General features: G+C 40.8%; 16 protein-coding genes and 1 pseudogene. 12 read left to right on the top strand and 5 right to left on the bottom strand.

Annotated elements, in window-relative coordinates; translation table 11 throughout:
* From FS666_RS17700 to FS666_RS17665, 7 genes and pseudogenes are all read left to right on the top strand, one after another.
* A pseudogene (locus FS666_RS17700) lies at positions 1-287 on the top strand (hypothetical protein); the annotation flags it as partial.
* A gap of 414 nt (positions 288-701) precedes the next feature.
* Complete coding sequence (locus FS666_RS17690; RefSeq protein ID WP_120075499.1) at positions 702-1,307, top strand: hypothetical protein; 606 nt, start codon at positions 702-704, stop codon at positions 1,305-1,307.
* 97 nt (positions 1,308-1,404) lie between these two features.
* Positions 1,405-1,968, top strand: coding sequence for a cysteine hydrolase family protein (locus FS666_RS17685; protein ID WP_144463595.1), 564 nt, complete (start codon positions 1,405-1,407; stop codon positions 1,966-1,968).
* 78 nt (positions 1,969-2,046) lie between these two features.
* Positions 2,047-2,745: a Type 1 glutamine amidotransferase-like domain-containing protein gene (locus tag FS666_RS17680; RefSeq protein WP_144463594.1), complete on the top strand. Its 699-nt coding sequence runs from the start codon at positions 2,047-2,049 to the stop codon at positions 2,743-2,745.
* 59 nt (positions 2,746-2,804) lie between these two features.
* Entirely contained in the window at positions 2,805-3,341 is a 537-nt protein-coding gene (locus tag FS666_RS17675; protein ID WP_144463593.1) for a DUF1572 family protein, read from the top strand.
* 145 nt (positions 3,342-3,486) lie between these two features.
* Positions 3,487-3,840 (top strand): nuclear transport factor 2 family protein, encoded by a 354-nt coding sequence (locus FS666_RS17670; protein WP_186306613.1) that lies wholly within the window; start codon positions 3,487-3,489, stop codon positions 3,838-3,840.
* Between the two features lie 105 nt (positions 3,841-3,945).
* Positions 3,946-4,785 (top strand): STAS domain-containing protein, encoded by an 840-nt coding sequence (locus FS666_RS17665; protein WP_144463591.1) that lies wholly within the window; start codon positions 3,946-3,948, stop codon positions 4,783-4,785.
* 458 nt (positions 4,786-5,243) lie between these two features.
* Here the strand turns inward: FS666_RS17665 and FS666_RS17660 are convergent, their stop codons facing one another.
* Positions 5,244-5,585 carry a DUF3147 family protein gene (locus FS666_RS17660; RefSeq protein WP_144463590.1) on the bottom strand — a complete coding sequence of 114 codons (342 nt, stop codon included), beginning with the start codon at positions 5,583-5,585 and terminating at the stop codon, positions 5,244-5,246.
* Positions 5,585-5,983, bottom strand: coding sequence for a MarR family winged helix-turn-helix transcriptional regulator (locus FS666_RS17655; RefSeq protein WP_120071222.1), 399 nt, complete (start codon positions 5,981-5,983; stop codon positions 5,585-5,587). Before FS666_RS17655 ends, FS666_RS17660 begins: the two co-directional genes overlap by 1 nt.
* Positions 5,984-6,338: 355 nt before the next feature.
* On the opposite strand from FS666_RS17655, the gene FS666_RS17650 reads away from it, so the two are divergent.
* From FS666_RS17650 to FS666_RS17635, 4 genes are all read left to right on the top strand, one after another.
* The gene (locus FS666_RS17650; RefSeq protein WP_120071220.1) at positions 6,339-6,587 is read left to right on the top strand and encodes a hypothetical protein; all 249 of its coding nucleotides are present in this window, start codon (positions 6,339-6,341) and stop codon (positions 6,585-6,587) included.
* Between the two features lie 184 nt (positions 6,588-6,771).
* Positions 6,772-7,641 carry a cation diffusion facilitator family transporter gene (locus FS666_RS17645; protein WP_120071218.1) on the top strand — a complete coding sequence of 290 codons (870 nt, stop codon included), beginning with the start codon at positions 6,772-6,774 and terminating at the stop codon, positions 7,639-7,641.
* 278 nt (positions 7,642-7,919) lie between these two features.
* Complete coding sequence (locus FS666_RS17640; protein ID WP_144463589.1) at positions 7,920-8,885, top strand: RpnC/YadD family protein; 966 nt, start codon at positions 7,920-7,922, stop codon at positions 8,883-8,885.
* A 28-nt stretch (positions 8,886-8,913) separates the two neighbouring features.
* A complete protein-coding gene (locus FS666_RS17635) occupies positions 8,914-9,117 on the top strand; it encodes a hypothetical protein (RefSeq protein WP_144463588.1) in 204 nt (67 codons plus the stop codon).
* Positions 9,118-9,352: 235 nt separating this feature from the next.
* Here FS666_RS17635 and FS666_RS17630 read toward each other — a convergent pair whose 3' ends face one another.
* Both FS666_RS17630 and FS666_RS17625 read right to left on the bottom strand, forming a co-directional pair.
* Entirely contained in the window at positions 9,353-10,108 is a 756-nt protein-coding gene (locus FS666_RS17630) for an ABC transporter permease (RefSeq protein WP_144463587.1), read from the bottom strand.
* Positions 10,105-10,842: an ABC transporter ATP-binding protein gene (locus tag FS666_RS17625; RefSeq protein WP_144463586.1), complete on the bottom strand. Its 738-nt coding sequence runs from the start codon at positions 10,840-10,842 to the stop codon at positions 10,105-10,107. Before FS666_RS17625 ends, FS666_RS17630 begins: the two co-directional genes overlap by 4 nt.
* 138 nt (positions 10,843-10,980) lie before the next feature.
* Between FS666_RS17625 and FS666_RS17620 the strand changes: the two genes are divergently transcribed.
* The gene (locus tag FS666_RS17620; RefSeq protein ID WP_144463585.1) at positions 10,981-11,307 is read left to right on the top strand and encodes a four-helix bundle copper-binding protein; all 327 of its coding nucleotides are present in this window, start codon (positions 10,981-10,983) and stop codon (positions 11,305-11,307) included.
* Positions 11,308-11,421: 114 nt separating this feature from the next.
* On the opposite strand, the gene FS666_RS17615 is transcribed toward FS666_RS17620, so the two are convergent.
* Positions 11,422-12,399 (bottom strand): DUF4003 family protein, encoded by a 978-nt coding sequence (locus FS666_RS17615; RefSeq protein WP_144463584.1) that lies wholly within the window; start codon positions 12,397-12,399, stop codon positions 11,422-11,424.
* Between the last annotated feature and the right edge of the window lie 109 nt (positions 12,400-12,508).

Genomic DNA, 12,508 nt, shown 5'->3' with positions numbered 1-12,508 from the left:
TATTATACTTGATTTCACTAGCTTTCGGATGGTTTTTAGATAAATTTAGTCACGGATTAAGGTTAATGTTTATTTTTACTGCAATAATGGCTGGTATAGTTTTTGGGGCTGAGAGTGTTCTGGCAATGCTGGTGGATCCTGAAAGCAGATTCCAGTCAATCCTGGTCATTGCCGTTTGTGTAACCGTTGGCGGAGCGATCTATGGACTTCTTGCATTGAAAAGTAACCTGGCAAAGATGCTTTTTGGCCGGAGAATCAATGTATTAAGAGAGAAACTCCAAATGTAATAAAAAAAGGAGATTATGATGAAGAAGTTTTTTAAACAGCCATCCAAGGTTGCCCTAACTACCTTAATCATAACGATTACTTTAACGATCTTGCATATATGCATCATAAGCTTAATAGGGGTCGATTTAAAGATTGTACCTAAGATTGCGTTTGCATTTATGGAAATTACTACACCTTTCTTGATAATAAGCCCTTTAGTTGGTTTTATTTATTCATTTTTTATCAAAGGGAAATTGAAAATTTTGTATATCATCTTGCATTTGGCATGTATATGTACAATTTCTGTATTTGCCTTTTTGGCTATTATGTTTAGGTATTTTGTTCCTTTTGCACCATAGAAATTCAATCAATCATTGGGGCGTTTCTGAAATTGCAGAGACGCTCATCTATTATCAAAGAGGAGGAAGCAAGCATTGAAACGATTGCCGTTTGAACGCCCAACTGATCATTATGAAAAGAAACTTCTATCCATTGATGAGGAAATTTGCAAGTTAATAAAAAAGCGTAAAGAACTGTCGGAAAACAACCCCGGATTTCCACAAACGGAATACATACAAGATTGGGCCAAACAGTACGGCCTGTACGAGGGCTTATTGATTTCGTTGTTTGAAATGCTAAGAACCGATGAGCATTTTCGCCCTCAGGTGGAACCAAAAGGATTTCAAAAATACATTCCTGTTTTGAAATCAGTTGCTAAAGATGAGTTTCTATACTCGGTAACCTTTATACGCCAGTATGAGAACGCGAGTGTCGTCAACTTTAATATCGATTGGGACGAGCCTGAGAATTCTTCGGATGATTATCTTCACGGGCACCATTTTTGGGAGCTGTATATAAATGAGGAATACCACTGCACGGTGGACTACGGTGGCGGATCAGATGATCATCTCAACTATAAATTCGTCGTGTCACCGCGGCTGCCGGACGATGTATCGGGATTGCAATTGATTTTTAGAGAAAGTGAAGGACCGTATAATGAGTGTCCGACAGGAACTAAGATCGTAATCAATTTGGATTGAATATTATTGGGATCAGAAAAGAACTTACTTTAACTTTTAGTAAAAAAAATAGCATGCTTGGAGATCTTGTTCTTAATTTTATAGGGGGAAGACTTATATGGAGCCAATGCTGGAAAATCCCGTTTTAGTTATGGTTGATGTACAAAAAGGATTTGAGGAAGAGAAATGGGGAGAACGTAATAATCTGCAAGCAGAAAAAAATATAGAGCGATTATTGTTAATCTGGCGTTCGAAACATTTACCAATTATTCATGTTCAACATTTGTCTCGAGACCCTGATTCAAGTTTTAACCCTGGAAAACCTGGGGTGGATTTTATGGAATTTGCCAAGCCCCTTAAAGGGGAAATGGTGATCCAGAAACGTGTTAATAGTGCGTTTATCGGTACAAATCTTGAGGAGTACCTTAAACAAAAAAGTCTCAATCATGTAGTGATTGTGGGGTTAACTACACCACACTGCGTTTCTACCACAACACGAATGAGTGCAAATTTGGGATTTAATACGTTTTTAATTTCGGATGCGACAGCTGCATTTGGAATGACTGGTCCCGATGGTATTTATTATAGCCCTGATGAAATTCATAATATTTCCATTGCAACTTTACATGAGGAGTTTGCTTCTGTTCTTACTACAGGCGAGCTGATGAACAGGTTAAACTGAAAATAATTGTTCCTTTAAAATCAAACACTCTTTGAGCGAATGATACCGTAAGAACTTTTTGGGGAAGGGTGTAAAAAAATGAGACAAATTATTGCTCTTGGAGGCGGAGGCTTTTCCATGGAGCCTGAAAATCACCTGTTAGATCAATATATCCTTAATCAATCAGGGAAATCACGTCCAAAAATTTGTTTTATTCCTACAGCGAGTGGAGATTCAGAGAATTATATATCAGGATTTTATAACTTTTTTGAACAACAGAGTTGCCAGCCTTCACATCTGTCACTTTTTCAGCCGCCTACACGGGATCTGGAGGGTTTTTTGCTGGAAAAGGATATCATTTATGTCGGTGGGGGAAATACTAGGAATCTGTTAGTTTTGTGGAGGGAATGGGGATTGGATACCATTTTGGCGAAGGCATGGGATCAGGGAATATTATTGGCTGGCATAAGTGCGGGCTCCATCTGCTGGTTTGAAGAAGGGGTTACTGATTCTTTCGGCGGTGGACTTGAACCAATAAAGTGTTTGGGTTTATTAAAGGGAAGCAATTGCCCGCATTATGATGGGGAAGCGGAAAGAAGGCCCACTTATCGTCAATTGATAGCCGATGGCAAAATACAGGCTGGAATAGCAGCTGATGATGGGGTTGCCATTCATTATATTGATGGGGATTTAAAAAAAGCTGTAAGCTCCAGGCCGCATGCAAAGGCGTATAAGGTCTATTTGGATGAGGGATTGAAAGAGGTAGAACTGAAAACAGAGTATTTAGGCGCTCATTAATGAACTGGAGTTCATACCAGGACAACTAGCTTAATATAATCCAAATTTAGGGGGGAACAATGAGAATTGAGGCTGAGTACTTGAGAGTTATAAAAGAGCGGTTTAAAAGTGTAAAAACCCTTGGAGATAAGACAATTGAGCAATTATCAGAGGATGATATTCATTGGAAGCCCAATAAGGAATCAAACAGCATAGCCGTAATCATAAAACATTTAAGCGGCAATATGATTTCGAGATGGACCCATTTTCTGCATTCAGATGGGGAGAAACCATACAGAGATCGCGACCAAGAATTTCTTGATAATGTATCTTCAAAAGCCGAATTGAGAGAGATTTCGGAAAGAGGGTGGAGTACCCTTTTTGAAACATTGGATCGTTTAAGCGAAAAAGACCTATTAAAGAATGTATATATTCGCGGAGAAAGTCATTCGGTAATAGAGGCAATTGAAAGACAGTTGGCACATTATGCTTATCATATTGGGCAAATTGTTTATATTGGAAAGCAAATAAAAGGCGAAAACTGGGAAATCCTGAGCATTCCGAAGGGAAAGTCCGAAGATTATTTGCAACAGATGCTCAAAAAACACCAGCAGTAATAACTTTAAATTTCTGCCAATATTGCTTTGCTACATCTAAAAACCGCAGAAATATATACAATTCCAGCCAGTAAGATAAATAAAATAGAGCCAAGTATTAATCTGAAGGGATGATTTCATGAGCGATTTACCGGGAGGGATAAATATGAGCCATTCCTTACTTGAAGAACATATTTTCCAACTTGAAAGGCGGTTAATGAGCCGCGGCTATACAGATTTAGACGACCTTCTGGCAGATGGCTTTTTGGAATTTGGAAGCTCTGGAAATTCCTATGATAAAAAAATCCAGCTTGAAAGAAGTGAATCCAACACATCGGTACAATTCGCTGTAACAGACTTTGAAATAAAATGCTTGGCAACAGATGTTGTATTAGCAACATACAGGACATATAAGCATAACGACGGAACACGTGCATTAAGAAGCTCTATTTGGAAGTTTAAAGAAGGTAAGTGGCAAATGGTGTTTCATCAAGGAACCCCTGTTGCATTGCGGGGTTGAAAAATTATGCTGCCAAGTTATTTGCAGAAATTAATTATAGCCACGTGCTCTTTTTTATATTAAATTATTATTATAGAAAGAATATTTTGTCCCGGGGAGGAAAAAATGCCCAAATATGAAAAGCTTTATGATTTTCTAATGAGTAAAGCCTCACACTTAACAGATGAGTGGTATAAGGGGCTGGATGACAACACTTCGGGGGTTTATGCCTCGACAGACCCGGAAGAGATCCGGCTTCTAAAAAAGCAAAACAATGATTTTCACAAGAAATTTTTTCAAGTTTTTATTAAAGAAGAAACCGCTTTTTTAGAGGAATTGGAAGGTTGGATCGTCAAGGTCGCTAAAGATGAAAATCATCTGGCAACGCCTTCGAATATGATATTGAATGAATTTTACCGGACCCGTAATCAATATCTCGACTTAATAAAGCAATTTGTGTCTTTGCACGGAGAAGAACACTTTCAAGAGGTAAAAGAGTCTTGGGATAAACTGATTATTGGCACGATGGATAAGGTGACGGTTTGGTTTCTGGAAGAGTATGATAAACAATCTATGGAAAGATTATTAAGTCATCGGGAGCTTATTAACGAGTTAAGTTCACCGGTAATCTCTCTTACAAATAATGCCGGACTTCTTCCGCTTGTCGGCGATATTGACACTTCCCGTGCAAAATATATACTTGAGAAAACAATAGAACAGTGTGCTCAGAAAAGATTAGATTGTCTCTATATCGATTTATCAGGAGTAGTCATGGTCGATACGATGGTGGCCCACGAAATTTTTCGTTTAAACGAGACTTTAAGATTACTGGGTGTAAAAACAGTCCTATGTGGAATTCGCCCTGAGATTGCACAAACAGCAATCCATCTGGGCCTCTCCTTTGAACAAATTCCTACCTTTTCAACATTGGAGAGAGCTTTAAATATAAGCTTGAATGCAAACTGATTACATATAAGGATTGCAGTTAAAGATAGAGACTTTTTAGAGCAAACTGGCCCTTCATTTCACAAAAAAATAACCACCCAATGAGCGCCTAGCCAGCCTTTGGGTGGGTTACTTTTCAAATCTTAAAAACCGTGAGCCAAATAATTCAAGTAAACAGGCTTTATCCAACTTACCATAATAGTGTTTTAGCTTCTTTTGAAGTTGTAGAAAGACTTTTTTTCATTGCGGCCAACAACAATATACCACTCGTTAGGCTCTTTAGTTTTACTCCTTATTGCGCAGCATCCAATGTACAGTTATTCGAAGTAATTCTGAGAAAATATCCATTCGGATCTACAATCTTAAACCTCCCCTCATATCCCAAGGATATTTTTCCACATCAACTACGATTGGATAATTATTATCAAGACATCTCTGATACACTTTTTCTAAATAATAAACTCAAAACCGTTTCAAATCTATGATACAAATCCGCCCATTATAAATTTTTGAACGGTCAAAAATAAGCCCCAAACAACGATTCCAAATAAAATCGCTATTGCTAAATGAACGGAATGTTTTATTCCTATGTAAACCGCCAGCAGCATGGCAGCGGCCGCCGGAAAACCAGCTAGAACCCCAACGGTAAACCGGGCGATACTCTGAGTGGATTCACCTTGAATGGTCAGCCATATAATACTTAAAATACTGATTAACGGCAGGGCAGCTATGATGCCTCCGTATAAGGGGAATCGCCTGGCTAATTCAGTGACAAGGCCGATAATGGCTGCGGAACTGATAATTTTTATGAACAAATACATTATTTTGATGCCTCGCTTAATAGCTCCAATGCTTTAACTACCTGTTTTCTTTCATTGATTGTTAATCTATCAAGTGCAGCCTGCAGCTTTTCTTCATCTAACTCTGTATTCTTTTTTAATATCGTTGAACCGGCATCTGTTAAATGTAAATACACTTTGCGTTGATCCTCTTCAGACCTTTCTTTATACACCCATCCTTTATCCACTAATTTTTTCACGTGTTCGGAAGCTGTGTTGTGTGAAACTGATAATCGCTCGGCAATATCACGGATCATGACATATTTTCTTTTTTGAACCATTTGTAAAATACGGACACTTTGATGTGAAATGCTTTCCTCTTGTGATTGATGCAGATTGAAATAAATATCAGTATAGTATTGATTAATTTCTTGAATCATTTAAAAAAACCCTCCAAGTACATCGGTTAATTTGATTATATCGCATTAAACGATATATATTCAATGGATGTGTTGAGAGTTCTGTTAAAAAGGAAAACGAATACGCAATGCGCAACACTTCATAAATCATTTAAAAGATTGTAAGATTAAGTGATAAACAATTGGAAATGCCCTCTTACGGTAAAATGGAAAACAGGGCCGGAGCACTGTTCGGGAGTTTAAAGATAAATGCGACAGTGCTGCCGGAAATTTTTTCCACATTTTTACGGACATAACCGAGGAGGGAGATGCCCAATACCATCTTTATTAGGACGGCTCCGGATTTTTCCGGAGCAGCAGACAAGGAGAGTATTTGATGAATAAGTTTGGATTATTATCATTATTAATGGTAGCTATCAATGTTGCGTTGTTTTTTATTTTAAGAGGCCCCAATGCAAATTTGACTTTAGGGGTAATCCTATTTGGTTCGCTTTCGATCATTGGGGTCATTTTTGCCATCATGTCCAGGAAAGCCTGGTCCATTACAGCAGGCCTCATCCTTAATGGCTGTGTAATTGTTTTTGCCCTCCTCCTATGGACAGCAATGGGAATTAGTGAACCATAAGGTTAAGTAACCAAGGCTGCCGGGAAACGATTTCTGGCGGCTTTTAATTTTTAAAAAAAGTTTGCCTCCGGCAAACACTCTTTCCACCTCCTTACAATGAAGGCTTCTCCCAACAAGGTTGCTGTAGACCCACTCGCCTTTGGATTGATATCATGGATGTACAGAGCTTAGTGGAGGGACATCAATGGTACAATCGAAGGTCAATGATCTGAAAATGGGGGAACGCGGAGCGATTCTCAGCATTTTTGCCTATATATTTTTATCGGCTTTGAAACTGGTGATTGCCGACATGACAAATTCAGCAGCCTTAAAGGCGGACGGCATGAACAATGCAACTGATATTGTGGCTTCGATCGCTGTTCTGATCGGTCTCAGGTTTTCACAAAAACCGGCAGATAAAAATCATCCATACGGCCATTGGAAAGCCGAAACGATTGCAGCTTTGGTTGCATCCTTCATCATGATGGCTGTCGGTCTTCAGGTATTGTATGAAGCTGTGTTATCCGTCTTTGAAGCAGAACAAGAGTCTCCTGATATGATCTCCGCGTTGACCGCTATTTTTTCCGCGGGAGTCATGTACCTGGTTTACAGATATAATCGGAGTTTGGGCAGAAAAATTAATAGCCAGGCTGTAACGGCGGCGGCTAAAGATAACCTGTCCGACGCATGGGTGAGCATCGGGGCGGCGGTTGGTATCGCTGGTTCCCAATTTGGCCTTCCTTGGCTGGATCCGGTGACAGCAGTAATAGTAGGCATACTTATATGCAAAACGGCGTGGGGTATATTTAGGGAATCATCTCTCGATCTGACTGACGGTTATGATGAAGAAAAGTTGGCACTTTATAAGGAGTCGATTCTGGGTATATCCGGAGTGAAAGGCATCAAGGATATCAGGGCTAGAAGATATGGGAGCAATTCCGTGGTCGATGTTGTCATCCTAGTAAATTCCACGCTGGGTATCCAGGCCGCCCATCAGATATCGGATCGCGTAGAAGAGGTTTTAATGGAAGAATATAGAGTGTTTGATGTGCATGTCCATGTGGAGCCGAATTGATGGGCAAAGCCTGTCAAAATTCTTCATTTTCATCAATGTCGTTGACAGCCCTCTGATTAAAAAATAAGGTTTACTGGTCTTGGTGGGGTTTAGGCATAAGCATTGTGTTATTCAACCGCTCAATTTGATGTTTAAACCAATCTGCGAAAAAGTTTTATGATTGTCTAAAGGCCGGGGGAAACTTCCTCTTTTCACACGGAATTATGAAATAAAAGAAGGATTATAGCAAACTTTAGCGAATAATATCACCTAAATATGTAAGAAAGGTGATGATGTTATTGAAGGTTCAGCATCCAAATTTTGACCATTTGTGGAAGGATGTGATTACCGAACTGTTTGAAGAGTTTCTCCTGTTTTTCTCACCTGAGCTGTTTGAACTTGTAGACTTTGCCACCCCACCTGAGTTCCTCGAACAAGAGCTTCAAACGATTTTACCCGAATCCGAGAGCAACAAGCGTGTCGCCGACAAACTCGTTAAGCTTCAATTAAAAAATGGGAGCGAACAATGGGTGTATGTCCATATCGAAGTGCAGGGCGATCACGAAAAGGTTTTTCCAAAGCGGATGTTCCAGTCCTTTTACCGGATTTTGGATCTGTTTGATCAAAGGATCTATGCGCTTGCCTTGTTTACAAGCGAAGACGCCAAGTACAACGCCAATCAATTCCACTATGAATTTTTAGGCACAGAACTGACCTACCATTATAACATCTACCGAATTGCTTCCCAGTCGGAATCCACACTTATAGAATCACAAAATCCCTTTGCGTTGGCTGTTTTGGCCGGACTATATGTCATAAAAAGTAAAAAAGATGTTGATATTAAGTACCAATACAAGCGGAAATTGATGAGATTGCTTTTCCAGGATAAAATGATAAGCAAAGAGATGAAGAGAAAATATATTCAGAAGCTGTTTGTATTCATCGACCATATTCTTCGTCTGCCGGAGGATGCGGACTCGCGATTAATCAGGGACATGAAACCAATTTTGGAAAAGGAGGCAGTAATGATGGGGTTGTCTTTAAAGGATACGTCGTTTGCAAGGTATTATTTGGAAGAAGGGAAGAAGGAAGGGAAGAAAGAAGGATTAAAAGAGGGAATAAAAGAAGGAATTAAAGAAGGAATAAAAGAGGGAAAGACTGAAATTGCATTCAGGCTCCTGGAAAAAGGACATTCGATAGAAGATGTGGCAGAAATTACAGGTTTCTCAATCCAGGAGATAAAAGGGCTTAAGGAAAAAAAATGAAAAAAACCCTGTAATGGAGGCTGTAACGATGGGGCTGTCTTTAAAGGATACGTCGTTTGCAAGGTATTATTTGGAAGAGGGGAAGAAGGAAGGGAAGAAAGAAGGTTTAAAAGAGGGAAAGACTGAAATTGCATTCAGGCTCCTGGAAAAAGGACATTCGATAGAAGACGTGGCAGAAATTACAGGTTTCTCAATCCAGGAGATAAAAGGGCTTAAGGAAAGAAAGCCATAAAGGAAACGATATGCCCATTGCAATAAGGCTGCCCGGAAAGCCGGTTTCCTCTAATTTTTACTAGGCAGCCTTTTGATTTGAATATTGTTGGATAGTTTGTTTAATCATCTCAATCGAAAGACTCCCCGTGACTGGTCGCCTCCAATTGTAATGAAAATATCCGATATTGGCTGCAAAAATGGCGGCGGCATAAGTATCTGTCCCACAATTGAAATAATCCCTCCCGCCATATCGATTATTTTTTCAAATGAATGATCTGTATACGCTCGTTAAAAAGAGATGGATATGATAGAAATCCGAGCATGACGCTTGATATGGCTGCGGTTGTCAATAATAGAAACACGATCAGCAGTTGGAACATGACGGCCTGGATTGGATCTGCGCCTGCAATGATCTGCCCGCTCATCATGCCCGGCAATTGGACAAGACCCATTGTTTTCTGGCTTTCGATTGTCGGGATCATGCTTGCCTTAATGGACGAGATCAATTGTGTATGAATCGCCTGCTTCGGTGTTCCGCCGAGTGAAAGGATCAGTTCCGTTTCATCTTCGTGTGCTTCTATTTCTGCCGTGAAACGGTTCAAAAATAAAATGGACAGAACCATTGCGTTTCCAATCACCATCCCGCTGATTGGAATGATGTACTGTGCGGTTGGAGGCGTGATGTTCAGCCCAATCAAAATTCCCTGCGTGAGAATCTCGATAAAGATGATGGTCGCTCCGACTTTCCATGTAATTCCTTTGATAAACAATCCTTTTTTACGGACGTTTTCGACAGCTGCTCCAATCATTAGCAGGACCATCAGCAAAATATAGACGGGATGCTCCGCCTCAAAGACAAATTTTAAAATATACCCGACAACCATCAGTTGGATGATGGACCTAACAGTAGCGATGATTGTGTCTTTTTCAAGTCCAAGGCTGAGCGTTTTCGATAATATAAGCGGAAGGAGGACGAATATAAGCGTCATTGCCAATGCTGTAAAACTCATGCAAATCCCCCCTCGACGAAGCGCCTTACTTCATCAGTTTTTGGTGATTCGAGCAGGCTGCTTTCTCCTGTTTCTGCCACTTTGCCTCTAATCATCACCCATGTGTAATGACCGATTGTCCGGGCTTGTTCAAGATTGTGTGTGATCCACACCATTGTGACATTGTAGCGCTGGTTGATTTTTACAATGAGCTGTTCAATCTCCTTGGATGAAGTCTGGTCCAGCGAAGCGGTGATTTCATCAAGCAATAATATGCGCGGGCGGTTTACAAGCGTCCTGGCAATGGACACTTTCTGTTTTTGTCCGCCTGACAGCTCTTTGCTGTCCCTTTGTAAAAATGACTCTTCCAAACCGACATCTTCCAGAAATGTAACTGCTTCCTCCTTGGTGAGCTTTTTTCCGGCAAGCTCCAATGGCAGAGACAAATTGCGGTAAACACTGCCCTTTACCATCGGTGCGTTTTGCAGGGCAATGCCGACCGTGCGGCGTAATTCCACAGGTTCATATTCACGGATATGCCTGCCGTGAATATAAATGTCGCCTCTAGTTGGTGAAATGAGACCATTGCATAACTTGAGCAAGGTTGTTTTCCCGGCCCCGGAAGGTCCGGCCAATGTTGTGATTTTTCCATCCGGAAAAGAGCCGGTCACCCCTTTTAAAATGGTCGTTTCGTCAATTGAATAATCAACACCGCTGAAATGGATAGCAGGTTTGTATTGTACATCAGTTGTAATCGCTGATACACTTCCTTTGTGATTTGTTCAATGAACATTATAGTACAAAAGTGGAAACATAGTTTAAAAATTCGTTGTCGTTTAATGGGACTTTTTCAAGGGAAATTTAATAAATAATTTCACAAGGGAGGGATTACGATGAATACGGCTTATGAAGAATGTATAAAGGCTTGCCTGGAATGTATGGAAGCCTGCAACCATTGCTTTGATGCCTGCTTGAAAGAAACGGATGTTCAAATGATGGCGGAATGTATCCGTCTTGATCGTGAGTGCGCCGATATGTGCGCATTTGCCGCCAAAGCGATGCAGGCAGACAGCCCGTTTGCCACGGAGATTTGCCAATTATGTGCGGACATTTGCGAAGCGTGCGGCAATGAGTGTAAAAAGCATGACCACGATCATTGCCAAAAATGTGCGGAAGCCTGCTTGAAATGCGCAGAGATCTGCAGAAGCATGGCGGCGTAGAAAGCTTAAACAGCCTGTGGGCTGTTTAGGCTTTCTTTTTGTTGCGTGGGCGGCATGCTTTTCATCACCGCCTTTTCAAAAAATTGATGGGCCATGAGTTCCATGGCCCTGTTATCAATTCCCCGACCCTGAGCCCGTAGCGGCTGCAGATGCTGCTATAGACGCTGTCATGGTCGCTTGCTGCGCCTGCAGAATGGTTTCGATCGTTGTATACAGGCTCGTTTCTATCAAAGCGGACTGTTCCAATTTGTCTTTGACATAAAAGCTGGCGGCAAGGGTTGCGTTCAAATCCTTTTGCCACTTGAATTGCTTTGTCTGATTCAGGTGTACGTATGCCTGATAAACTTCCTGCATATCCAATTCCGCAGGGGGGATCATAGCGAGCATTCCCATGACTGGGTAATATAGCGTTTTTTGTTTCATGCCGACCTCCTTGAATTTATCAAACACTTGAGTCGCCCGGTTCACCAACACTTCGGGGCTCTCCACTTCATCGAGCGTCAATATATGGCTCAACATTTGCAAATGGTTCCCTTTTCTAAAACCGTTCCGGTTCAGGTCATCGTAAAAGCGCTCGTTGCGTTCAATGACATCATCTGCCCCTCTCGCGGCGAGCAGCATTGCAAGGGGGTAATCTTCAGCTGATGTTAAAAAGAGATGTTCTTTTTTCATACCGTCGTATATTTCTTTTGCTCTTGTAATGACTGGACGATAATCGTTTGGGTCAGACCCGGAATTTTTGATTAATACAGAAGCGGCGATATAAGTGAATATTCCTTTTCTGAATTTAGCGCTGGTCAATTCATCGTAGGCGGCGAACAATGCAGGGATTTGCTTTTCGGGATGTTCGAAGCCGACATCCAGCATGGCCGCGGCGATATAACGGGATTCCGATTTGATGGAAGAGAAAATGCCGGCCTGTTTTTTGATTCCCTCCGCAATCATCAGATAAGACTCCATTTCAAACGGTTTTTGATTCATTGCATAGAAGGATGCAATCGTCATTAATATTTTATTATCCGTCACTTTCCACTTCATCTTTTTCCTGAGTTCCTCATAGACTTCAATATACTTGGTCATGTATTTCTGCACGTCAATGCCCCCTTCCTGAACTTGCCTTTATCTAAAGATAAAGTATAAATTTTTTCAAAGATATTCGTATAAAATTATTGTGCTTTGTCCAGCTCCAGCGCCCAGCGAC

Origin of the sequence: Siminovitchia fortis (assembly GCF_007681465.1) — a bacterium.
Taxonomy (GTDB): domain Bacteria; phylum Bacillota; class Bacilli; order Bacillales; family Bacillaceae_C; genus Siminovitchia; species Siminovitchia fortis.
This window is presented reverse-complemented; position numbering and strand designations above follow the sequence as displayed.

Bases quoted from the DNA above. Each gene is read 5' to 3' on its own strand.
- FS666_RS17660 (WP_144463590.1), bottom strand. From the start codon at position 5,585: ATGTATTTGTTCATAAAAATTATCAGTTCCGCAGCCATTATCGGCCTT.
- FS666_RS17650 (WP_120071220.1), top strand. From the start codon at position 6,339: ATGAATAAGTTTGGATTATTATCATTATTAATGGTAGCTATCAATGTT.
- FS666_RS17655 (WP_120071222.1), bottom strand. From the start codon at position 5,983: ATGATTCAAGAAATTAATCAATACTATACTGATATTTATTTCAATCTG.
- FS666_RS17665 (WP_144463591.1), top strand. From the start codon at position 3,946: ATGCCCAAATATGAAAAGCTTTATGATTTTCTAATGAGTAAAGCCTCA.
- FS666_RS17685 (WP_144463595.1), top strand. From the start codon at position 1,405: ATGGAGCCAATGCTGGAAAATCCCGTTTTAGTTATGGTTGATGTACAA.
- FS666_RS17620 (WP_144463585.1), top strand. From the start codon at position 10,981: ATGAATACGGCTTATGAAGAATGTATAAAGGCTTGCCTGGAATGTATG.
- FS666_RS17670 (WP_186306613.1), top strand. From the start codon at position 3,487: ATGAGCCATTCCTTACTTGAAGAACATATTTTCCAACTTGAAAGGCGG.
- FS666_RS17630 (WP_144463587.1), bottom strand. From the start codon at position 10,108: ATGAGTTTTACAGCATTGGCAATGACGCTTATATTCGTCCTCCTTCCG.
- FS666_RS17675 (WP_144463593.1), top strand. From the start codon at position 2,805: ATGAGAATTGAGGCTGAGTACTTGAGAGTTATAAAAGAGCGGTTTAAA.
- FS666_RS17680 (WP_144463594.1), top strand. From the start codon at position 2,047: ATGAGACAAATTATTGCTCTTGGAGGCGGAGGCTTTTCCATGGAGCCT.
- FS666_RS17635 (WP_144463588.1), top strand. From the start codon at position 8,914: ATGGGGCTGTCTTTAAAGGATACGTCGTTTGCAAGGTATTATTTGGAA.
- FS666_RS17645 (WP_120071218.1), top strand. From the start codon at position 6,772: ATGGTACAATCGAAGGTCAATGATCTGAAAATGGGGGAACGCGGAGCG.